Here is a 20,415-nt window from a genome sequence, read left to right as displayed (position 1 = left end):
GACGGCGATGAGCACGCGGATGCGCACTGCCAGAACCGCAGGTCGACACGGCGATACGGCGATCCCGCAGATCGCTCAACCCTCCATTTCGGTTGAAATACGATCAAGGACGTGCCGCACGATCTGCCTCCCACGACCCTCGCCGTCGCCGACGCCGTCCACCATTACCGCCTGCGCTGCGACCTCACCCTCGACGAGCTGGCCTACGTCCTCGCCGAGCTCGGCCATGGGCTCACGACCGAGGATCTGCGCCGCATCGAGCGCGCCGAGCGGCCCGCCACCGTCGACGACCTCGTCGCGCTGGCCGTCGCTCTGGACACGACGCCCGCGGTGCTGCTGAGCCACATCCCCATCGACATGCCCCATCCCGGAGACTCCGATGGCCACGGGCCTTCCCACCGACGTCGAGCAGCCCGAGCTGCGCGCCTGGCTCGAGGGGCGCACAGGGCTCGACCACCGGCCGCGCCTGCGCTGGGCGATCGATCAGGTCAGCCGGCAGAGCATCCGTGCGTGCCACTTCGAGGACCAGCTGCGGGGCGCGCGCGACGAGCTCGACGCTCTGGGAGAATTGGCTGCGCAGGAGGCCGACGCGCCGCAGGTGGTGGCGCTGCTCGACCGCATCCGCTCAGGCCACGACCTGACGCAGGCCGAGATGGCACTGGCGATGGCCGAGCACCGACTCGGGCAGGTCCGCTCCCGCGCCTGACCCATGGCGAGCACGATCCGAACGACGACCCCGAGCGATGCACGGCCACGCTCGTGCCGTTCCATGCGAGCATGGAAGCCAAAGTTGAAACGGGAGAGGGATGGATCCAGTCGTAGAGGTGAAACGTCAATCCCAGCAGCTCGTCCCGGTCATGACCGGGGCCAAAGTTGAGTTAGAAGATGGGTCGCTCGTCGTGAAAATAGAGAGATGGGTGCCCGTCGTAAAAACTGCGGGCCACGTCGGCGATGTCGGGGGTCGCGGCCCCGGACTCCAGGTGCTTGAACTGCAGGTTTCGTGATGATGTCCTAAGTTGTGCAAGCTGCACAGCCCAGGGACGGGCCCTGGTCTCCTCGACCGTCCTCGGCACTCTGCGCAACCCCAGGTACGCCGCCTACAGCACCTACACGCCGAAGACAGAGCTCGACGCCAACGGCGGCTGGCGTCGCTCCTGGCGCGCTCAGATCGCCCGCTACGCGCAAGGTCAGCCCGTGCGCGGTGAGTGGATACCCCTGGTCGACGAGAGCACCTGGTGGGCGGTCCAGCGCTGGCTCGACGAGCCGAAGCGCATCACCAACCGCACGGGATCCACCACGCGCAAGCACCTCGGCTCAGGGCTGTTCCTCTGCGGTATCTGTGAGAAGCCGGTCCGCACGCACTCCCAGCGCCACAAGGTGCGCTGCTCATATCATGCGCTCCCGCGAGCAGATCGACGACTGGGTGCTGCCTCGTCCGCAAGCGGCTGTCGCGCCCCGACATGCACGACCTGCTGCCCGAGCGCAACGACCGCACCTGGTCCAGATCGACCATCAGATCGCGACCCACAAGGCGAAGATCGTGCGCGCCGAGAGCGACTACGACGCGGAGATCATCGAAGGCTTCGACCTGAAGCGCACCCGTGACCGGGAGAACGCCCACATCGATGCGCTCGAGAGAGAACGCCGCAAGCTCACGATGAGCAACGGCCTGGGACCAGTGCTCGAGGCCAAGGGCCCGGTGGCCGAGTTCAACGCCGCCAACCTCATTGATCCGTCGCCTGGTTGTCGACTTCTTCGTAGAAGTGAGGCTCCACCCGCACCCGCGGGGAAGGACGACGTTCGATCCTGCAACGGTGTCCGTCACGCCGAAGCCTCAGGGACTGGGCAACTGATCCTCCGCTTTCTCGTCGAAATCGAGCGGTCGGACAGAGCCCCGCACGAGATCCAAGAAAAACCTCGATAAGCCCCACGAATTGCAGACACGCCCAAGCAAAGGGCTGAGCTGCGTATCCGCAACCTCTCTTTTCCGTCGCTACCGAGACCCGATGCGCGCCTATAAAAGACCAAGGTTCGTACGGGTCTTATCCTGTTCACAATCAGACCGGAGAACGACCCGTACAAGCCCTGGTCGAGACCGCTGTCAGCCCTTGGGCTTGCCCCGCGAGTACGTCACCTGACAAGACCAGTCCCAGAGAACCGGCGCCTTACTCCCGGCTGTCGGGACGTCGTCCTCCCACGCCGGCTGGCCCTCCGCAGCGAAAGCCTCTTCCATGATCAGCGGCGTGAATCCTTCCAGCGCCTCGGGAGACACACAGGTGATGCAGCACGGCAGGCCGAAGGCGACGCACTCCAGGAGCGTGTCCCGGTCGTGGCCGGGTGTCACACCGCAGAATGGGATCAAGCGCAGGTGTTGCTGTTGCATCCGGTCGCCCTGGACGACCCGGCGCGCCGTTGGTGCCAGGCGGCAAATCGAACCCGGGCGAATCGCTGGCCGACACCACGAGGCGGGAGCTCCACGAGGAGGCGGGAATCGTCGTAGAGACGCTTGACCGCCATGTGTGGGATCGGGAGGTCCGCTACTACCTCCGGGGCCAGTGGCACCACAGGCGCGACGCGGTGTTCCTAACGTACGCCGACGAATCGACGCCTTCGCGGCCGACGAACCACACCCACGGCAAGTGATCAACACAAATGGCCCCGCTCTCCGAACGGTGGGGCCTTGTCGTGCTGGTCAGTCGGCGGGCGTGGGCCTCACGGCCTCCACGCCTCCCGGTAGTCCGGGTGGTCGGCGAACTCGACAGCGAGCCGCCGCGAGACCCATATCAGCGTGTGGAAGCCTTCGCTTTCCAGGCCCATTTCGATGTCGTCGAGCTCGGGGCGCCGAGCCTTCAGACGCTCGATCGCGTCGACTATGTCGCGGAGCCAGGTCGCGCGCCGCAAGGTCCGCTCGTCCGCTCCGTGTTCGAGCTCGGCATAACGGGCTCGGAGAAACGGGACCAACTCCGCCGTGTCGATCACCTTTAGCTCAGACTCGCTCATGGCTTCAACGCCTCCAATCCGACCCCCAGCTTCTCCAGGTTCTCGGCTACGAACCGGGCGAAGTCCGCGCGGCGCGTGAGACGGTCCCAAGCGACCACACGGACCGTGTCGCCGCGCTCCACGGTCTCGATCAACGCTGCCCAGCCTGGACCGGTCTCGGTGCCGCCGGCGGTGTCGGCGAAGACCCGTGCGCATCCGGACGATTCCAGATCCTTGACCTGGTCCCACGGAAGTATCGACGAGGTGCGGGCGTACCCGTAAACGGTCATGGCTCAGTTTCCCATCTTGGTCGCCTTGTTCCACTTGTTATCGCCCTGGTAGGCCAGACTGTGGCGCTGTGAGGCCTTGGTGAAGGGCGGCTGACCTGCAAGTCTCGTGGCGGTGCCCCGGATTGTGCGAGCCCCGCACAGCCCAGGGCCGATCGGCAGCGGCGGCTCGGCTATCCCTCTTCCATGGTCAGCGGCGTGAATCCTCCCAGTGCCTCGGGGGGCAAGCAGGTGATGCAGCACGGCAGGCCGAAGGCGACGCACTCCAGGAGCTCGTAGCCAGGTGGCGCCGCTGAGTATCGATCGAACGGATGTGCGAGCATCTCAGCCGGATGAACTTCAACCAGACGGGAGGACTTCGTGGCGATCAAGATTGTTCACACGACGCGGTTGCAAGAGGTGCGGTTCGGTAATCGGGCAACGGCCGAGCACTACGCCGCCCAGCACGGCGGACTTGATGCTTGGCGAGTTCTGCCGGTCTCTGGGGGACATCTGTTTAGCGGAAGTCGAACGGACAGCCCGATCAGCCTGGCATTCCTGGCCCGCTTCGACTGCCAGGACCGCGCCGACTGGCTCTCGCCCAAACGGCTGGCAGCCTGGCTGACCAGCGTGGGCTACTGCGGACGCAAAGACCCCACTGTCCTGTTCGGACGAATAACCGGCGCTGTGCGCGGTGCCACCGACGAGGACGGTGCCGCTTTCGCCCACACCACCCGCGCCTTCCTGACCGTGCTGACCAGCCTGGTCGAGCAGATCAAGGCGCTGTCCGAGCAGATCGCCGAGCAACTCTCCCTGCACGCCGACTCCCAGATCTTCACCAGCCTGCCCCGCTCGGGCACCGTCCGCGCCGCCCGGCTGCTCGCCGAGAGGCGACTGCCGAGCCCGCTTCCCCGACCCGGAATCGCTGGTCTGCCTGGCCGGAGTTGCCCCCTCGACCCGCCAGTCCGGCAAGCACAAGGCCGTCACCTTCCGCTGGGCCGTCGACAAGCAGCTCCGCGACGCCGTCTGCGACTTCGCCGCCGACAGCCGACGCGCCAACCTCTGGGCCGCCAAGCTTTACAACGACGCCATCGCCCGCAGCAAAGACCATCCCCACGCCACCCGCATCCTCGCCCGAGCCTGGCTCTACGTCATCTGGCAGCAGCGGCTTGACACAGGGCTACTCATGCCGCGGTGGTCAGCGCGTCGCGGATGTGTTCGCGCAGGTTAGCGACCTCGGGCTTGCGGCTGTGCGGCGTGGCCATCGTGTCCAGGACCCGCAGCCGGGCGTAGCCGCGGGTGGAGGACAGGCCGGTGATCGCGTCCACCGCCTCGTAGCCGGTGGCGACCGCCGTGTCGAGGTCGCCGGCCTGGAACTGCACGGAGGCCAGTGGGGGCAGGATCACGGCACGGCTGCGTTCGTAGGCGGCGCCGTATCCGGCTGCGGCCGTGGTCAGCTTCTCGATGGCCTGGGCGGCGAACTCGGGGCGTGTCAGCGACAGCAGGTACAGGGAGTGGCCCTGTTGGGCGGTGATCTCGGCGTCGGTGACGAACCACGCCCACGGCGGGGTCGTGGCGGGGTCGGCGGTGGCGTAGGTGTCCTGAGCTTGGCCGATTGCCCGGCGAGTGGGCTCGGCCTCGCCGAGCGTGGCGCGGCACCACCCGAGGACCGCGGAGATGTATCCCCGGGTGATCGTGCTGACCGGATGCTTGCGGTTGGCGGCGGTCGCGGCAGCGAGTTGCGTGAGGTGCAGCGCCTCGCTGGCACGGTCGAGATGCAGGGCCTGGTGCGCCATGTCCAGCAGTACGTCGACGGCGAGGTCGGTGGCGCGAGGATGGTCTTCGGCTCGGCGGGCGGTGTCCAGGGCGTAGGTCCATAGGCGGCGGGCGGCGTCGTGATCGTCGACGTCGTAGGCCATCCACCCAGCCATGCTGGCCAGTTCCGCGACGGCAACCAGCAGCCGGGTGCGTGTCTCCGGCGAGCAGACGGCGTCTTCCAGCCGCCGTACCTGGTGCAGTTGCGTGACAGCTGCCGCGCGACACAATCCACCGCCGTAAGCGAAGTCCGAGCGGCGGAACCCATCGGTGATTGCCTCGATCGCGTCGACATCCGCCGCGCCGATGCGGGGCCTGGTCACCGGTTCAACCTGACCGGGCAGCAGCGAGCCCAGCCGGGCGAGTTCGGGATGCAGACTCGATCCCAACGTGGCGGCCGTGACCAGGGCAAGAAAGTCCCTACGCTCCAACCAACTCACCTCCTCGGCGGTCACGGTACCGACCACGCCGGTCGGGGTGTCGGCGGGAAAGCCGAGCAAGGTGGCCGGGATACGCAGCATGGTGGCTAGCCTGGCGGCCAGCTTGACGTGGGTGAGCCGACGCTCACCGCGCTCGACGGCAGAGACCCGAGACTGGGACAGGCCCAGCAGGTCGGCGAGTTGGAGTTGTGACAGCCCGGTCTGCTGTCGGACGGCCGCGAACACCGTGCCGAAGTCGTAGCGCGCGAGCGCCGCGCGCAGGGCCGGGTCCTCGTAGAACCCTTCCGGGATCGGCTTCTGGAACCCGCGGGCGCGGGCGCACGAGCCGCATATCGTGTCGGTCACGCCGACACGCAGCACGGCGAGACAGAACCGGCAGCGTCGTCCCGGACCATTCATGGTTCGCCTTCCGTCGCCGGACGGTACCACAGCGTAATCACCGCTCAGGCGGGTAATGCCGTGCATCGCCATTGTGGAGACGTACGAGTCGCTCGCGTCGACCACTACCCGGTCAAGCCCCATTGGGGCTAGCGCCGCTGGGGATCGGCAACAGCGGCGTCGGCCGGGACGGTGAACGACATGGCGCTGTCGATGACCGATGAGAACGCACTCCGGCCGATCCTCGCCGGTTCGCCCGGCTCCGCACACTGGCCGGACTTGTCGACGGCGGCCGACGCAAGCCCCCGGTGGTCCGACCCGGACCCCCGACCTGAGTCGGACCACCGGCTTCCAGCCGCCCGCACAGGAGCCGCGCGCCCCGCGCTGACCTTCCCTACCGGTGGCGGCCACCAATGCGACCAGTACCGGATGGTGTGTGGGTTCTACGAGTGCGCGCACGGCCACGTCCTGCGGATCAATGCCCATGCCCGCGGAGGTCAGCGATGAGTCTGGACCTGAACCCGACGCTGGCCCGCATCGTCCTTCGCCGGGTCGCGCGAGAGCAGATCGTGTCCAAGGACGGGTTGCTGCGCCACCGGAGCGATGTGCTCCCGCCGGACGTGCTGGCTCTGCTCCAGGCGCTGCACCGCCACGGGTACATCACCCTCGCCGCCTGCTCCGGGGGTCCGCCCGTCGCGATGTTGAGCGTGAGCGGGATGCAGCTCTTGGACTGGTGGAACCAGCAGCCCACCGCGCACCCAGCGTCGGCGCCGACCGGCAAGCAGGCCGACGGGACGGCGGACACGGTTGCCGGGGTGGTCACCCGTGGCCCGCTGGCGTGATCGGGGTGCGATCTCTGGTGGACGAGGAGACCACGACGCGGTCAGCAGCACAGCTGGCTGGATGGTGGTGGGGCACCAACCGGCCCGGCGGCGCCTACTACGCCGGCCGCACCCACGTGGTGCATCCCGAGCACTCCTCGACCGGCCTGTGCGGTCTGCCGGTGGACGACGTGTGGGAGGTGCGCCCGGCGATGCCCGAGCAGCTGTGCCCGGAGTGCTGCGTGCTGGCGATGGCCGCCTCCTATCCGCCGTTCCCGCCCGCACCAGCGCCCCGATGGCCCGCCAGACCGGCGAGGACCGAACGGGCCACGTCAGCAGACGAGCAGACGGCCGTGATGCCTGCCTTGGACATGGACACGGACTCATGAAGCGCATCGGCGAGCGAGGCGTCCACGGTGGTGATGCCCGCGGTCCTCGCCTTCGACAACTCGGCCGACGACCCGCTTGCGGTGCCCGACGCGGACACCGCCGAACGATCTGCCGCAGTGAATGCCTTGCGCCATTCCCACCGGCTCGACCAGGCGTTTCTTCAGCGCGTGCTGGACGGCCTACGGCGGCTGTAAGCGAGGACGGAGCTTGTTCTGATGCCCGAGACCATCGGCCTGCGATCCACGCCACCGCGACCAGCGTTGCGGGCGGTCACCGTGCTGTTGGCCTTCGTGCTGGCGCTGGCGATCGCCAGCGCGCTGATGGACGCGCTGTCAACACCTCGCCTGTCCGCGGCGGCGTCCACTCCGAAGGACCACCACACCTTGCCCCGCGTCCGGTACCTCGTGCTGATCCAGCCCATCGCCGCGCCGACCGTTCTGGAGAGCCAGCCGTGATCCGGCCCGCGCCGCCCAGGATGGTGGCTGACGGCGCCGGACGCATCTGGCGGTGGCACGCCGAACTGGCCCGTCGGCCCGGCGATCCACCGGGCGCGTTCTGCCATCGCTGGCAGGTACGCACCGAGCAGGAGATTGCCCACGAAGCCGAGCCGGTCATCGAGGTTCGTGACCCGCGAATCCTAGCCATACGCCTGGAGCCCGTTTCTGCGGTGCGAGTCGTGATCCGGTGGGACCGGTGCTCCTGCCGTTCGCACACCGAGATCGCCGAGGCCGGGCCGCGGCTGCTGTGGGATGAGCTTGCGGCGTTGTTGGGGGAGTGGGAGGCGAACAGCCGGACGATCCCGGAGCGCTGGCTGGCTGCGGCTACGGCCGAGGATGGAGAGGCAGTCCGATGACCAAGGCTGTCGCCGAGAAGGAGCTGCGCCCTGCCGAGCACGACATGGTCGGGTGCGTGGGAGTGTTCGGGAACCTTGAGCACCGGATCTTCGCCGGTGCCCGGCCGATGCTTGTCAGTGGCAGGGTCGCGTACTGGGCGGCCTGCAACTTGCTGGCGTTTCCGTCCACCGGCGAGACGTTCTCGGAGCGACCGCTGGCTCAGTGCCAGAACTGCGCCCGCGCCCTGCGCGCCACTGCGGCGATCGACCGCCTCTCCCGCGACATTCAGTGCCTGTGGGCGCCCGCCGGAACCGCGGATGTCCAGCGGTACCGGCTGTGGCAGACCGCGACCGGAACCGGGAAATCCTCCTGTTCGCAGCGTTTCGCCCACACCTGACACCGTCCATACACCGTGCACCCCCGAAAGAAGGCTCCGATGCCGGACTCGTCCATTCCGCCCACGATCGACACCAGCGTTGCGAGCATTGCGCGGGTCTATGACTGCTTTCTGGGCGGTAAGGACAATTTCGAAGCAGACCGGGTGGTCTACCGGAATGTCCGGGATATCGCGCCCGAGGCCCCGGCTCTTGCCGTGGCCGGGCGGCGGTTTTTGAGCCGAGCGGTCACCTACCTGGCCGACGAAGCCGGGATCGACCAGTTCCTCGACCTGGGGTGCGGACTGCCCACCGCCGACAACACCCACCAGATCGCCCAGCGATGCAATCGCCAGGCGCGGGTGGTCTACGTCGACAACGATCCCTCCGTCGCCGCGCACGCGCGGGTGATGCTCACCGATGATCCTGACGTCGATTTCGCCGTCGCCGATCTCCGTGATCCCGCCGCGGTGCTGAACCACCCCACCGTCCAAGCCGCACTGGACTTCACACGCCCGATCGCGCTGCTGCAGGCCGGAACGCTGCATCACCTCGACGACGACGAGCAGCCCGCCGAGATCATGCGCACCTACATCGACGCGCTGACCGCCGGCTCCTACGTCGTGCTCAGTCACTTCCACAATCCCGGCGACGGCAGCGACCACGCCGAACTCGCACGCGAAATCGAACACCGACTCCGGTCATCGTCCATGCAAACCAGCCGGTTCCGCAGCCTCGACGACATCCGCACGTTCCTCGCGGGCCTGGTCCTCGTGCCCTCCAGCCCACTCCCAGGCGCCCCCGGAATCGTGCCGGTCCGCGAGTGGTGGCCCCCCGGTCCCTGCCTGCGGCAGCCACGCCCGACGGACGAGTTGCTCGTCGGCGCGCTCGCCCGCAAACCGCGTTGATCCCGGTGCGCTGCACAGTCGTCGGCCGCAGGATCTTCGCTGCCCGGCTGGACGCGCCCGCCGGTGTGGACGTGCTCGACTGGCGCGACCGCGACGACCTCAGCCACACCCCCATCGACGTGCCCGAGAACGTCGGGACGGGACTTCTGTTCCTGATGGACGAGCTCGGGCTTGTTTTCGCTGCCCCGGATTTCGTCGTTGACCACGACCGCAAGTGGCGGTTCGTCGGCGACCTCAACCCCACGGTCAATGGGCCTGGATTGCGCCGTTGCGGTCAGCGATCACCGGCGCATTGGCCGACGAACTGACCTCGGAGACGCCATGACCAGAGTCGAAGCCGACATTCCCGCGCTCTGCGGCGCGCGGGCCGACACCGACTCCGTACCACTGTCGAGGTCCTGGTCGATCACGATGCGAAGGCTGTCCGCCACTGCGAGAATCCGTCGTGCTTCGTCCCGGTCCACCCAACTGACTGTGCGATATCCCGTGAGTTCATTTCTGGATCGACGAATGAAGATCTCGACCGTACTGCGGCGGGTTGCGGTGACCGCGTCGCTGAGTCTGCTCGCAGCTGGCTGCGCCGGAAACCCTGGCTTGGATCCGGAAAATGACCGGTTCAAGGCGCTCCCGCCGCTCTGTGACCTGGTTTCGCCGACGACGGCGGGTCAGCTGGTCGGGGCGTCGTTCAAGACCGACACGATCACGGTCGAAACTGGCGGCTACTGCTCGTGGACCTATCGGGATCTGGAATCCGAAGGAACTCGTCCGCTCGAACGAAAGCTGTCCCTGCATGCCGGCCTGCATCGCAGCAACGACGCGATGTCCGGTGCCGACGGGGCGTTGGCAGAACTGGACCGGTTGAGTGAAGACTCGCCGAACGGTTTCGAGCGCGTGCTGGGCTTCGGGGAGTACGCGGTGCGGAGCACCACCGGCGACGGAGTCGACTACATCATCGTCGTCGGCAACCTGAACCTGAAAATGGGTTTCACGGGCTGCGACGTGGACGCGGCGGGCAACACGACCCCGATCCCACGGGAGCAAGCCGCCGAGAAGGCCCAGATCCTCGCCCGCGAAATAGCCGCGACCACCACGAAATTCCGTCCCGAGGAAGCCGATGGCTGAGAACGCGCATCAGCCGCAACAGTCGGCGGTGTGGGCTGGACTCATCGGTGCCGGGACCGTCGTGGCTGTCGTTCGTGAGGGGGCCGCGATGATCCGATGTCTCCGCGTCCTTATCCGGCGCTGGTGGGCGAAACTCCCACGCTCGGCGGCAGTGGTCGCTGGGGGAGGATCGTGGTAAGGGATGACCACGAGCAGCGGGCGCTCGCAATACTGCGGATACGGCCAGGGCGACCACGGCGGATGCCATCCGCGTGGTCCTCGCCGGTGTTCCTTGGAGACTTCCTGGACCGCGTGCTCCCGCTGCACACCAAACCGGAGCACGACGACCTCATGGTGTTGTGGCGTGCTCAGCAGATCACAATCGCCGAGTTCATTGATGGAGGGGAAAGGATTTGGCGGGGAAAGCATGGCTGTTCTTCTGGCCAGCAGACTGCTCTTTAGGGACGCGGGTGGGCGGTGTGAAGGCGACGGTCGACATGATCGGCATGCCCATGGTGGTGATCGAGCGGCGATGACCAGCGTGCGAGATGTGGCCGCGCAGTTACGGGCGGCCACCTACTCTATGCCCACTGCCGTGGTCGCGTCCGTGGATGACGAGTTGGAAGCGGCCGTGGCGTTGCTGTCGGAGACGACCTCGTGTTCCTCCAAACCAACCGTGACCTCCTCGAGGCCGGGACCGACCTGCGATCCCGCTACCGTTGGGACACGGGGTTGCCCGAGATCGATGTGCTGGTCCTGGAATGGCGCTGGCCGATCCCCGGTCGCAACACCACCCCGTGCGGGTGGCCAGGGCATACCTGCGACCTGCATCGCCAGCAGCAACTCGTCGAGCACTACAGCCACCGCGGAATCCGGACCATCCTCTGGGACAAAGACCAGCAACTCCCCGCCGATGATCCACTGCGCGCCTGTCCCGTGGTGCGGGTGTGTGAACCGGCGCTGTATCCCTCGGCGGGCGCGCACAGTCTGCTGTTCCCGGTCGCCGACACCGTGCTCGACACCGCAGACCCCGCCGAACTGGCGGCGGGGCATCGGCCCTGGCCGCTGGTGTATGTCGGCAACCAGTACGGCCGCGACGACGCGTTCGACACCTACTTCGCCCCGGCCGCCGCCGAACACCCGCACCGCGTGGCGGGCAAGTGGACCGACACCCGGCGGTGGCCGCACGTACGCTTCACCGGCCGGATCCCGTTTCACGAGGTGACGCGGCTGTATCGAAGCGCGCTGTCCACGGTGCTGCTGCTACCACCGCGCTACGCGGCCAGTGGGCAGATGACGCAGCGGATCTTCGAAGCCGTCCTGGCAGGATGTCTGCCCCTGGCCCCGGACACCATCCGCGGCATCGACCGCTACGTACCCTCCGCGATGCACGTCACCAGTGGCCGCCACGCCGCCGACCGGATCAAGCAGCTGCGCTCAGCCGGAACCGCGCGGCGCGCGGATCTACTGGCCGCGTGCCTGGAGAAACTGGAGATCTTCCGGTTACACCACCAACTGGATCGCCTCCACACGCTGCTGCGGCGGCCCGATCCCACACCGGTGGACCTGCCACGGTAAGCACCAGGGCACGCTGAACGACGGGAACGGAGGACCATGCGCAAGATCATGATCTGCGGGTGCGGGGGCAGCGGGAAGTCCGCACTGGCCCGCCAACTCGGTGAACGGCTGAACCTACCGGTCACCCATCTGGATATGGAGTACTACGACGAGCGCTGGCAGCCCCTGGACAGCGAGGCGTTCACCCAGCGGCAGCGCGCGCTGGTCGCCGAAGGTGAGTGGATCCTCGACGGCAACTACGCCTCCACCATGCCCATCCGGCTCACCGCCGCCGACACCGTGATCTTCCTCGACCTGCCCGCACTCACCTGCTTGTGGGGCATCCTGCAACGCCGCCACCAGCACCACGGCAGCGACGCACTGTCCCGCCACCTGCGCGGCCGGATCACCTGGGGATTCATCCGCTACATCCTCGGTTACCGGCGCACCATGCGCCCCAAGGTCGACGCCCTGATCGCCGAGCACGCCAGCAGCCACGTGATCACGTTGCGCAGCCGCCGTCAGGTGCGGCGCTTCCTCAACGACCTCCACGTCGGATCGGCACGGGCATGACGGGCGCCAACCCGTTCCTCGGCGCACAGGAGGCGCTGTATGGCGGCAGCGACCGACTGGCCCAGCGCACCACGGCGCTGCATGCCGCGAAAGTCCGCGGCCGGCCCGTCGCGGAGGTCATCAGCGAACTCGTCGATCCCGGAGGGACACGCGGGATCGTGGTCGACGTCGGCTGCGGCCGTGGATCGACCACGGCGCACCTGGCCCGGTCGTGGAACCCGCGGTCGCTGACCGCCCTCGACCGGTCCCCGGCGCTGCTGGCTGCCGCGCGGCGGCGTCTGCCGCCAGAAGCCCAAGCGTCATTGGTGTGCGCGGACTTCCACGCCCTGCCCCTGGCCGAGTCCAGCGTGGATGTCGTGGTGGCGGCGTTCTGCCTCTACCACTCGCCGCATCCCCGCCAGGTCGTCGCCGAGTTCGCCCGATGCCTTCGCCGCGGGGGCCAGGCGGTGCTGGTGACCAAGTCCGCCGACAGCTACCGCGAACTCGACGAACTCGTGGCCGCCGCCGGACTCGATCCCCACGCCCCCCAGCGGCGCAGCCTGTATGAGACGTTCCACAGCGGCAACGCCGCCGCCACCGTTGCCGCGCACCTGGACGTGTGTGCCGTGGTCGATCACCAGCACGTCTTCGGCTTCCGCGACGCCGAGCACACGGCGCGGTATCTCACGACCACCCCGAAATACGCATTGACCAGCGATCAAGCGGCCGTCGCCGATCGGCTGCGGCCCCTGATCGGTCAGACTGGAGTGACCGCGACCTCGACGGTCTCCTACCTTGTGGCCCGGCGACGATGAACACCCGCCGCTTCGTCAAGACCTACCCCAGCTCGGCCGCCGCACGGACAGCACGGGCGCACTACCGTTGGCTGGCCTCTCTCCAAGCCGATGTCGTGTTTCCCGATCTCCTCGGCGGAACTGGCGACACCGTGGAATTCGCCCATATACCGGGCCGCACCGCCGGGATCGGCGATCTCGTCACGGTCTCCGCTGCGCTCGGCCGCCTGCACCAGGCCGCCCGCCGCGCCGGCCTCGATCGCGCCCAGGTCAACTCCCGTTTTACCACCAGCGGCGGACTGCGCCTGGCCTCGTTCGCCGGGCCCCGCCGCCAGCGACTGCACCAGCTACGCGCCCGCACCGCGGATTGCCCGCTGGGGCACCAAGACATCGACGCCTGGCTCGACCGCGCGGCGCTGCTCCCCGCGGCCCTGTACAAGGACGCGAACCCCGCAACTTCGTCATCACCCCCGGAGCCGATGTGGTCCTGGTGGACTTCGACTCCCTGACTCTGGCCCCGGTCGGCTACGACCTTGCCAAACTTCTGGTCACTACCGGCATGACCCACGGCCGGCTTCCCCGCAACGTCGCTGACGACACGATCGCCGCCTACACCCGTGAACTCGCCCTGGAGCTCCCGTTCTCCGAGCTCGCCGTCTGGGCGGAAATGCACGACCTGCTGACCCGCAGCTATCTCGGCCGCCACGGCTACGGCCACCCCTGGCCGGCCGTGCGGCCCTGGCCCGTCCCCGACCTCGCCATCCCCACCGCAGGGAGCCGCTAATGCCTGTGACGACCGAACTCGTCCTCGCCCGCCACGGCGAAGCAGCCTGCAACACCGCCGGCCTCGTCGGCGGGCCACGCACCTGCACCGGACTCACCAAACGCGGCCGGGACCAAGCCGCGCGCCTGGCCGCGCGACTGACCACCGAACCGGCCTTCGACGTGCTCTACACCAGCCCACGCCGACGCACCCAGGACACCGCCGCCACACTCGGCCCCGCACTGAACCTCCGCGCCCGCACCGACAACGAACTCCGGGGCCTCGACCACGGCACCGCCGACGGCCACGACTGGACCAGCATCAAAACCCGCTTCGGCGGCCGCCCGCAGCGCTACCCGCACCGGCCGATCGCCGACGACGCCGAACCCTGGAACACCTACCTCACCCGCACCCGCCAGGCACTCGCCCGCCTGATCACGCGGCACGAGGGACAGCGCATCCTCATCGCCGCCCACGGCGAAACCATCGAAGCCAGCTTCGCCCTCCTGCTCAACCAGCACAGCTCCGAGAACGAACCAGCCGGCGTCATCACCGGCCACGCGAGCCTGACCCGCTGGCAGCAGCACCGAAACCGATTCGGCCACAGCGTGTGGATGCTGGCCGCCCACAACGACATCCAGCACCTGGCCACCGCCACAACCGCATGAACGATCACCGGCTGGAACGCCTACTCGACCTCGCCGAGGGCGCTGGACATGGCCGGGTCGAGATCACCTCGCCACCGCTCGCACATGCCACCGGCACGGTCGTGCGCATGGCCGGCAACGGAACCAGCCTCATCGGCAAGATCCACCGCTCCCGCACACACCACGAACACGAAGTGCGCGCCTACCGGGACTGGACATCGCACCTCGCCGGCGCCACGCCCGAACTCCTGGCCGGCAACCCAGATCTGCCCGGCATCGTGATCACCGCAGTCCCCGGCCAACCGCTCGACGAACTCGATCTATCGCCGGCAGCCGAGCACACCGCCTATCACCACGCTGGACGGATCCTCCGAGCCCTGCACCAGATACCCGTGGCCGGCACCGCCACTGCGGTCACGAGCTACTTGGCGGCACGCGCCGAGCACTGGATCCGCTGCGTCACCGGGCACCTCACCGCTGACGAAGTCCAGCTCATCCGCGACCACATGCGGCAGCTCACGCGTCTCACCACGGCGCGCGTCGCAGCCTGTCACCTCGACTTCCAGCCCCGCAACCTGCTCTGGCACCCCGAACATGGCCTGCGCCTGATCGACTTCGAACACGCCCGCATCGACCTCGCCGCACGTGACCTGATCCGGCTGGCCACCCGCCACCTGCCCGACAGGCCCGACCTGCACACCGCGTTCTTCACCGGCTACGGCCCTCTCTCCACAAGCGACAGAGCAGTGCTCACTCACTGCACCGCGCTCGAAGCCGCCACCACCCTCGCTTACGGCCTCCGCCACGACGACGCACTACTCACCCGGCACGCCCGTACCCTGCTGGACACACTCGGCGCGCCAGAATCTCGATGATCATCCGCCAGGGGCGCTCGATGCCGGGCCGTCGGTTCCGAGGGGGAGCCGGGACGCCAACGCCTGGGGCCCCGAATGATTCCGAGGATGACTCGGAGTTCCGTGCCGCTGCGGCATGGGCCGATGGGCTGCGCGAGACCCTGATACGCACCGGTATCGCGCATCACCGCAAGCGTCGTATCCGCGTCCACCGCGACCAGCCGCTCCATGAAGCTGCCCTGATGGCGACCGAGCGCCATCTTGCCAATCAGCCGACCGTGCGGCGACTCCAGCACCCATCACACATGACTTCGGCCCCGACGTAGAGCACGAACTGAGCGAACAGGGGCTGCCTCAGGCAACAACCATGCCACCCCCGCCGCCACATCCTCAACGGTAAGTTCCGAGATCGCCACAACGGACAACCTATAGGGTACGACCGACACGAAAAGTACTTATGCGCGCCGCGACTACCGAGATCATCGCTAGGGCCGTCATCCGTCGCGACGGTCAACTTCTTCTCGCGCGTCAGCGCACCAAATCCTGGTCGTTCCTACCTGGCGGGCACGTCGAGCCCGGCGAACGGGTGGAAGCGGCCCTCGTTCGCGAACTCGCCGAAGAACTCGGCACCGCTGCCAAAGTCGTGGGCTTCCTCGGCGCTGTCGAACACGGTTACGTCGAGGACGACGTAACCCATCACGAAATCTATCTCGTCTTCGAGATCTACATCGACGTCGCCGAGCCGGTCAGCAAGGAGGACCACCGGATTCGTGCCCAGCACGGCTGGGGTTGTGGTAAGGGTTTTGGCATGCGTGATTTCTTTCGCCGCCACGGGTCTGCGACCTGGGGACGACAGGATCGTCTGCACGTGTATGCGTTGCCGACTGAGCCTCTTCGACGGGCGGTGGATCAGTATCACCGGGCTCTTGTGGGTTTGGCCGCTGAGCATGGTCTGGGGCTTCAGCCGCGGGAGAACGTGCATTTCACAGTGCAGATGTTGCACTGCTATCTCGACGAGATGTCGCAGCCACAGCTCGACAGCTTGGTCGAGCGGCTGAGGGCTGAGTTGAGATCGGTCGAGCCGATCACGTTGCAGGTCGGTCCGCCCGTACCTTCGACGCATGCCGTGGAGTTGCACGTCAGCCCGCACGCTGACAACGAATGGCGCGGCCTGGTGTCCGCGACCCGGCGAGCGGCGGGAGCGGCACTCGGCGACGACGCGTTGCCGGCGCTGGGCCCGAACGCTATTCCGCATGCCAGCATCGGCTACGGCATTAGTCGAGGCGACAGTGGTGTGCTGGCCAGCGCCCTGAAGCAGGTCCGGTTTCCCGAGATCGAGGTGCCGGTCACCGAGGTACACCTGCTGGCGGTGACCCAACATCCCGATAAGGGACGTTTCACCTGGGATTCCGTGGCGACGATCGCTCTGGGCGAGCGTGAGCCGGTCGCGCCGAACGCAGCCAAGTGATCAGGGTTCGATGTCGCCGGTGAGTACGGCGTAGAGCATGGTCTTCCATGTGCCGGGCTTTGGGGCTTTCGGTTCCCAGCGGGCGGCCTCGGTGAGAACTCGACGGACTGGCTCGGAGAGCGGCTCGCGTAGAACTTCGGCGAAGGTTTGGCACACTTCGCCGACCGCAGGACCAAGCGGACGGTCTTCGGTCCAGCGCAGGGATTGGATCACGCGGAAGCCGGCCGCGCGGTCGACATCGCTTGGCCACCATTGCCCGGATTCAGATAGCCGGATGAGGTCGTTTGCGGCCTCGCTCAGCGGCACCGGATCCGGGCCGCGGAGCTCCCACAGCTCCCGCCAGTCCAGCTCACCTTCCACCTTCGTCAGCTCGTACCAGGCTTGCCCGGCGGCGCTGCGCGGTTCGGTCATGCCACTAGACGGTACCGGTTTCCCGGTTTCGGGATCGCGATCCGAGCCCAAGGACTGCTCCTCCCGGGCGGCGGTGCCGTACGGTGACTGCATGGTGGTGCGGGCTGATCGTCGTGATGTCATTGGGTGGCTGTCATCGACCCTGCAGCGCGGTGGCCCTCTGTCTTCGTTACCGGTCGAGTACCAAGTGCCGGACAACGGTGTTGTGGAGGTGCGGTGGCGAGGCGGCCCCACGGCATCCACTGTTGCCGCGGCGCTGATCTCGGCAGCGGACCCGAATATTCCGGTAGTGAATCGGACAGAGCTGTGCCGTAAGAGCCCCAGCATCGCTGTCCTGGATGCGGGAGACGTGCGGATCTCGCTGGCCGCGTTCGACCCCGCGCCCGAACAGACTGTCCCGCAGGTGGCTGAACCTCAGGAGGGCTGGTCCTGGGACTGGAGCCTGTTCAAGCACGGCGCGACCTTCGACTCCGTCCTGTGGCGGGCTCCGACTGCCACCGAACCCAGCGCAGCCACCGTGGTGAGCGTGTCCACTGCCGCCGTGCATGACAGCCGGTATCTGGAGCGAGGATTCCTGGTTGTCAACCTCGACTACGAGCTACCGCAGCATGCTTCCAACGCCACACGGAAGACGTGGAAACGCCACCTCGCGTGCGCTGATATCCGCGTCCGGAACAGGCCAGACTGGAGCTTCGATGAAGCCGACGAATGGCTGTCCACTGATACACGCACACAGCCGAAGTCCGGTCCTGCGACGAGCGCAGTCCTTCTCCCGGATCAGTGCGTGATGCGTTTCGCCGATTCCGGGATGCGTGTCCACGTCGCCCGCGCTGCCGGCGAGTCGGGTAGGGCGCCGTGGTCAGCAGTGCCGGCCGCGATCACTGAGGCTGTGTTCCAGAGCTCTGACGGGAAGCTTCCCAAGACGGTGTGTGTCCGGAAGTTCGGCGACCCGTACAACAAGGTCCGATTCGAGCTGTCCACCGACCTCGTCTGTCCCTGGCCCAGGGACAGCTGCGTGTAAACGCGCGTTCCCGAGCTGGGGGCTCGTCTGCGTGAGCATCGCCGATGTCGGCGGACTGCCGGGCCGGCCGATTCCGAATGACACCGTGCCGACCAGGCACTCCTTACAGAGGCAAACCCTAGCTGTTTTCTGCTTGACCGGACAGCTCTGCTCAATCCTGGGCGCCCCAGAAAGCGGCGTCCAGGGCAACCACGGGAGCTTCCAGGCGACCCTGGAACCATTCGGGATCATCACGGACTGCGCACCACTCGATCTCGACATCCCACATCGCCGGTAGCCGATCAGAGAAGCCCACCTCCGCGGCGTGGGCGGCGATCTGGGCGCGAACGTAGTCCTCGGCAGCATCGCGGGTCGGCCACACACCTAGGCCGCCAGCGCCGTCTCTGCGGTGGATCGTGCCGGTGCTACGGCGCAGCCGATATCCCCCGGGCCACCACTCGGTAGGTTCAGCGGGAGCCAGCGCCAACCACTCCTGACGAGTTCGCAGCAGGTCCTGTTCGAGCTTCCGCAGCTCGGCTCTGTCGGACCATTCGGTTGGCGCAGAGAACTCGTCGGCGACCTGTCTGATGTGCTCCTGACGCCGTTGACATGCCTGCTGGTATGCCGCCTTCGCGGCCTGTACGCGTTCTGCTGTCCAATTGTTGCCCACGATCACGACCGTAACTGTCACCGTAACCCTCGGGATGGGGGAGTGGCACACTTGGTTCACGATCTCGATGGGTCCGACGTTGGGTACCGGCACCGGCAACTGTTCCGCGCCAAGAACCGCGTTCACCAACGCCAAACACAGGCATCCCACGGCGAACAGGGGCCAGTGCGTGGCTCGCAGCATCAGGCCAAGGATGCTCACGGCAGCTCCGGTGCGGGAGTAACACAGTCGCTGTTGGCGCGAATTGCCTGCCGCGCCCAGTCGAGTTGGACCGGTTCGGGTGCTGCCAACAGTCGTTCGATTTCGCTTGCGCGCTCCGGCGCTCCGAGCAAGCTGGGAGGCAGTTCCGGACGGATCCGGTGATTCATCCATGCCGCCACCAGGTCACGGCCTTCCATGCCGGGATAGGGGCCGTAGCTCATCACAGCTGATTGGCCGGATTCCACACGTGCGCACTCCGGCGGGTACTGCAGCGTTGAAAGGCCAAGAGACTGAAGCAGATCCTGGTCAGACTGGCCAGGGCGGATCACACCAATCGGCATTGCGGCCGCGGACCAGTCCGTGCCAATTTCAGCGAACGACACCGGTTGTGGACCGAGATCAGCGAACATCGCACGGTACTGCTGTGCGAGGGCCGACCACCGAGGAAGCTGGTCACGGTGCTCAGGCCACATACACACCCGCACGCCAGCGTCGTCCTGGCACACCGCGTCGCTTGGTTGCCGCATGGTCAGCAACTGGAAGTTGCTACGGTCCAGCAGTCCGAGCCCAGAAAAGATCACCACAGCGGCCAGTCCGATGAACCGCCACGCTTCCCTCGGACGACGCCAGCTCACGATCGCGGCACAGATGACCGTAACGCCCACTAGCCATAAGCCTTGTCCAGCAAGCGTGGTCACCACCGTGTCCTGCGAGACATCACAGCACTCGATGTCGCTCACTACCAGCCGGCGAATGACGGTGTTGTCGCTGATCGAGCCATAGGCCAGGAGAAGCCAGAGCCCGATACCCACCGCCGGTGCGGCAAGATACCGGGGCAGAACGTAGCCGCCGGCAACACCGATCGCCACGGCCGCGACGAACATCAGCTCGGCGACCAGCAGGTACAGCCACAATGGTTGCCCACCGCCGCGCATCGACGTCGCCACGGCGAGCAACACCGCCACCGAAGACAACATCCCGACGACCAACGCCGGCACACCGCTCAACACGAAGTACGCGATCCCGGACCGCGGATACGTGCGCTCCAGCATGTCGGCGTCCAGACGACGCATTCGAGAGGTGTCCCAGGCCGCGACGGCTGCTACCAGCGCGACCGGCCACAACAACGATCTGTTGACCTGTCCCGAGCCCAATGCCCAGTCGACCGCCCACAGCTCTTCGAGCTGTTTTCC

General features: G+C 67.2%; 31 protein-coding genes. 23 read left to right on the top strand and 8 right to left on the bottom strand.

The genetic code is table 11. The features are described from left to right. Positions 1-75: 75 nt before the first annotated feature. Positions 76-387: a hypothetical protein gene (locus tag ACRXBZ_RS09125; protein ID WP_433878724.1), complete on the bottom strand. Its 312-nt coding sequence runs from the start codon at positions 385-387 to the stop codon at positions 76-78. Here ACRXBZ_RS09125 and ACRXBZ_RS09120 point away from each other — a divergent pair. Next, positions 380-706 carry a hypothetical protein gene (locus ACRXBZ_RS09120; protein ID WP_433878723.1) on the top strand — a complete coding sequence of 109 codons (327 nt, stop codon included), beginning with the start codon at positions 380-382 and terminating at the stop codon, positions 704-706. The genes ACRXBZ_RS09125 and ACRXBZ_RS09120 overlap by 8 nt on opposite strands. Before the next feature lie 834 nt (positions 707-1,540). Continuing rightward, complete coding sequence (locus tag ACRXBZ_RS09115; RefSeq protein WP_433878722.1) at positions 1,541-1,924, top strand: hypothetical protein; 384 nt, start codon at positions 1,541-1,543, stop codon at positions 1,922-1,924. A gap of 177 nt (positions 1,925-2,101) precedes the next feature. Here the strand turns inward: ACRXBZ_RS09115 and ACRXBZ_RS09110 are convergent, their stop codons facing one another. Then, on the bottom strand, positions 2,102-2,383 hold the full coding sequence (locus ACRXBZ_RS09110; RefSeq protein ID WP_433878721.1) for a hypothetical protein: 282 nt from the start codon (positions 2,381-2,383) through the stop codon (positions 2,102-2,104). A 32-nt stretch (positions 2,384-2,415) separates the two neighbouring features. On the opposite strand from ACRXBZ_RS09110, the gene ACRXBZ_RS09105 reads away from it, so the two are divergent. Further along, complete coding sequence (locus tag ACRXBZ_RS09105; protein WP_433878720.1) at positions 2,416-2,643, top strand: NUDIX hydrolase; 228 nt, start codon at positions 2,416-2,418, stop codon at positions 2,641-2,643. A gap of 69 nt (positions 2,644-2,712) precedes the next feature. Here the strand turns inward: ACRXBZ_RS09105 and ACRXBZ_RS09100 are convergent, their stop codons facing one another. Continuing rightward, positions 2,713-3,000, bottom strand: coding sequence for a DUF6221 family protein (locus ACRXBZ_RS09100; RefSeq protein WP_433878719.1), 288 nt, complete (start codon positions 2,998-3,000; stop codon positions 2,713-2,715). Beyond that, positions 2,997-3,269: a recombinase family protein gene (locus tag ACRXBZ_RS09095; protein ID WP_433878718.1), complete on the bottom strand. Its 273-nt coding sequence runs from the start codon at positions 3,267-3,269 to the stop codon at positions 2,997-2,999. Before ACRXBZ_RS09095 ends, ACRXBZ_RS09100 begins: the two co-directional genes overlap by 4 nt. Positions 3,270-4,170: 901 nt before the next feature. Here ACRXBZ_RS09095 and ACRXBZ_RS09090 point away from each other — a divergent pair. Continuing rightward, positions 4,171-4,476 (top strand): transposase, encoded by a 306-nt coding sequence (locus tag ACRXBZ_RS09090; RefSeq protein ID WP_433883831.1) that lies wholly within the window; start codon positions 4,171-4,173, stop codon positions 4,474-4,476. Here ACRXBZ_RS09090 and ACRXBZ_RS09085 read toward each other — a convergent pair. Next, positions 4,430-5,845 (bottom strand): helix-turn-helix domain-containing protein, encoded by a 1,416-nt coding sequence (locus ACRXBZ_RS09085; protein WP_433878717.1) that lies wholly within the window; start codon positions 5,843-5,845, stop codon positions 4,430-4,432. The two genes, ACRXBZ_RS09090 and ACRXBZ_RS09085, sit on opposite strands and share 47 nt — an antisense overlap. A 234-nt stretch (positions 5,846-6,079) precedes the next feature. On the opposite strand from ACRXBZ_RS09085, the gene ACRXBZ_RS09080 reads away from it, so the two are divergent. From ACRXBZ_RS09080 to ACRXBZ_RS08995, 18 genes are all read left to right on the top strand, one after another. After that, positions 6,080-6,385, top strand: coding sequence for a hypothetical protein (locus ACRXBZ_RS09080; protein WP_433878716.1), 306 nt, complete (start codon positions 6,080-6,082; stop codon positions 6,383-6,385). Further along, on the top strand, positions 6,382-6,720 hold the full coding sequence (locus tag ACRXBZ_RS09075) for a hypothetical protein (protein WP_433878715.1): 339 nt from the start codon (positions 6,382-6,384) through the stop codon (positions 6,718-6,720). The genes ACRXBZ_RS09080 and ACRXBZ_RS09075 overlap by 4 nt, the downstream gene beginning before the upstream one ends. Positions 6,721-6,737: 17 nt before the next feature. Next, positions 6,738-7,088 (top strand): hypothetical protein, encoded by a 351-nt coding sequence (locus ACRXBZ_RS09070; RefSeq protein WP_433878714.1) that lies wholly within the window; start codon positions 6,738-6,740, stop codon positions 7,086-7,088. A 27-nt stretch (positions 7,089-7,115) separates the two neighbouring features. Next, positions 7,116-7,283, top strand: coding sequence for a hypothetical protein (locus tag ACRXBZ_RS09065; protein WP_433878713.1), 168 nt, complete (start codon positions 7,116-7,118; stop codon positions 7,281-7,283). A gap of 21 nt (positions 7,284-7,304) precedes the next feature. Continuing rightward, the gene (locus ACRXBZ_RS09060) at positions 7,305-7,544 is read left to right on the top strand and encodes a hypothetical protein (protein ID WP_433878712.1); all 240 of its coding nucleotides are present in this window, start codon (positions 7,305-7,307) and stop codon (positions 7,542-7,544) included. Continuing rightward, on the top strand, positions 7,541-7,942 hold the full coding sequence (locus ACRXBZ_RS09055) for a hypothetical protein (RefSeq protein ID WP_433878711.1): 402 nt from the start codon (positions 7,541-7,543) through the stop codon (positions 7,940-7,942). The genes ACRXBZ_RS09060 and ACRXBZ_RS09055 overlap by 4 nt, the downstream gene beginning before the upstream one ends. Further along, positions 7,939-8,319, top strand: a complete 381-nt coding sequence (locus ACRXBZ_RS09050) for a hypothetical protein (protein WP_433878710.1) — start codon at positions 7,939-7,941, stop codon at positions 8,317-8,319. Before ACRXBZ_RS09055 ends, ACRXBZ_RS09050 begins: the two co-directional genes overlap by 4 nt. A gap of 39 nt (positions 8,320-8,358) precedes the next feature. Beyond that, positions 8,359-9,204 (top strand): SAM-dependent methyltransferase, encoded by an 846-nt coding sequence (locus ACRXBZ_RS09045; protein WP_433878709.1) that lies wholly within the window; start codon positions 8,359-8,361, stop codon positions 9,202-9,204. Between the two features lie 5 nt (positions 9,205-9,209). Next, a complete protein-coding gene (locus tag ACRXBZ_RS09040; protein ID WP_433878708.1) occupies positions 9,210-9,512 on the top strand; it encodes a hypothetical protein in 303 nt (100 codons plus the stop codon). A 202-nt stretch (positions 9,513-9,714) separates the two neighbouring features. Next, a complete protein-coding gene (locus ACRXBZ_RS09035) occupies positions 9,715-10,326 on the top strand; it encodes a hypothetical protein (RefSeq protein WP_433878707.1) in 612 nt (203 codons plus the stop codon). Positions 10,327-10,962: 636 nt separating this feature from the next. Beyond that, the gene (locus ACRXBZ_RS09030; protein WP_433878706.1) at positions 10,963-11,883 is read left to right on the top strand and encodes a glycosyltransferase family protein; all 921 of its coding nucleotides are present in this window, start codon (positions 10,963-10,965) and stop codon (positions 11,881-11,883) included. 36 nt (positions 11,884-11,919) lie between these two features. Then, positions 11,920-12,435 carry a P-loop NTPase family protein gene (locus tag ACRXBZ_RS09025; protein ID WP_433878705.1) on the top strand — a complete coding sequence of 172 codons (516 nt, stop codon included), beginning with the start codon at positions 11,920-11,922 and terminating at the stop codon, positions 12,433-12,435. Further along, positions 12,432-13,229, top strand: a complete 798-nt coding sequence (locus ACRXBZ_RS09020) for a class I SAM-dependent methyltransferase (RefSeq protein WP_433878704.1) — start codon at positions 12,432-12,434, stop codon at positions 13,227-13,229. The genes ACRXBZ_RS09025 and ACRXBZ_RS09020 overlap by 4 nt, the downstream gene beginning before the upstream one ends. Continuing rightward, the gene (locus tag ACRXBZ_RS09015) at positions 13,226-13,717 is read left to right on the top strand and encodes a hypothetical protein (protein WP_433878703.1); all 492 of its coding nucleotides are present in this window, start codon (positions 13,226-13,228) and stop codon (positions 13,715-13,717) included. The genes ACRXBZ_RS09020 and ACRXBZ_RS09015 overlap by 4 nt, the downstream gene beginning before the upstream one ends. Continuing rightward, positions 13,699-13,992 carry a hypothetical protein gene (locus ACRXBZ_RS09010; protein ID WP_433878702.1) on the top strand — a complete coding sequence of 98 codons (294 nt, stop codon included), beginning with the start codon at positions 13,699-13,701 and terminating at the stop codon, positions 13,990-13,992. Before ACRXBZ_RS09015 ends, ACRXBZ_RS09010 begins: the two co-directional genes overlap by 19 nt. Continuing rightward, the gene (locus ACRXBZ_RS09005; RefSeq protein WP_433878701.1) at positions 13,992-14,639 is read left to right on the top strand and encodes a histidine phosphatase family protein; all 648 of its coding nucleotides are present in this window, start codon (positions 13,992-13,994) and stop codon (positions 14,637-14,639) included. The genes ACRXBZ_RS09010 and ACRXBZ_RS09005 overlap by 1 nt, the downstream gene beginning before the upstream one ends. Next, complete coding sequence (locus ACRXBZ_RS09000) at positions 14,636-15,493, top strand: aminoglycoside phosphotransferase family protein (RefSeq protein ID WP_433878700.1); 858 nt, start codon at positions 14,636-14,638, stop codon at positions 15,491-15,493. The genes ACRXBZ_RS09005 and ACRXBZ_RS09000 overlap by 4 nt, the downstream gene beginning before the upstream one ends. A gap of 436 nt (positions 15,494-15,929) precedes the next feature. Beyond that, positions 15,930-16,940, top strand: coding sequence for an NUDIX domain-containing protein (locus ACRXBZ_RS08995; protein ID WP_433878699.1), 1,011 nt, complete (start codon positions 15,930-15,932; stop codon positions 16,938-16,940). Here ACRXBZ_RS08995 and ACRXBZ_RS08990 read toward each other — a convergent pair whose 3' ends face one another. Then, complete coding sequence (locus ACRXBZ_RS08990) at positions 16,941-17,351, bottom strand: hypothetical protein (RefSeq protein WP_433878698.1); 411 nt, start codon at positions 17,349-17,351, stop codon at positions 16,941-16,943. Between the two features lie 187 nt (positions 17,352-17,538). Here ACRXBZ_RS08990 and ACRXBZ_RS08985 point away from each other — a divergent pair, with 187 nt between their 5' ends. Beyond that, entirely contained in the window at positions 17,539-18,372 is an 834-nt protein-coding gene (locus tag ACRXBZ_RS08985) for a hypothetical protein (RefSeq protein ID WP_433878697.1), read from the top strand. Between the two features lie 151 nt (positions 18,373-18,523). Here ACRXBZ_RS08985 and ACRXBZ_RS08980 read toward each other — a convergent pair whose 3' ends face one another. Together ACRXBZ_RS08980 and ACRXBZ_RS08975 are read right to left on the bottom strand one after the other, a co-directional pair. Continuing rightward, the gene (locus ACRXBZ_RS08980) at positions 18,524-19,222 is read right to left on the bottom strand and encodes a hypothetical protein (RefSeq protein ID WP_433878696.1); all 699 of its coding nucleotides are present in this window, start codon (positions 19,220-19,222) and stop codon (positions 18,524-18,526) included. Further along, a complete protein-coding gene (locus ACRXBZ_RS08975; RefSeq protein ID WP_433878695.1) occupies positions 19,219-20,349 on the bottom strand; it encodes a DUF7224 domain-containing protein in 1,131 nt (376 codons plus the stop codon). Before ACRXBZ_RS08975 ends, ACRXBZ_RS08980 begins: the two co-directional genes overlap by 4 nt. Positions 20,350-20,415 lie beyond the last annotated feature (66 nt).

The sequence above is a fragment of the Saccharopolyspora hattusasensis genome (assembly GCF_050972075.1).
In the GTDB taxonomy this organism is placed as follows: domain Bacteria; phylum Actinomycetota; class Actinomycetes; order Mycobacteriales; family Pseudonocardiaceae; genus Saccharopolyspora; species Saccharopolyspora hattusasensis.
Note: the sequence above shows the minus strand (reverse complement) of the source record. Positions and strands in the feature narration are given on the sequence as shown.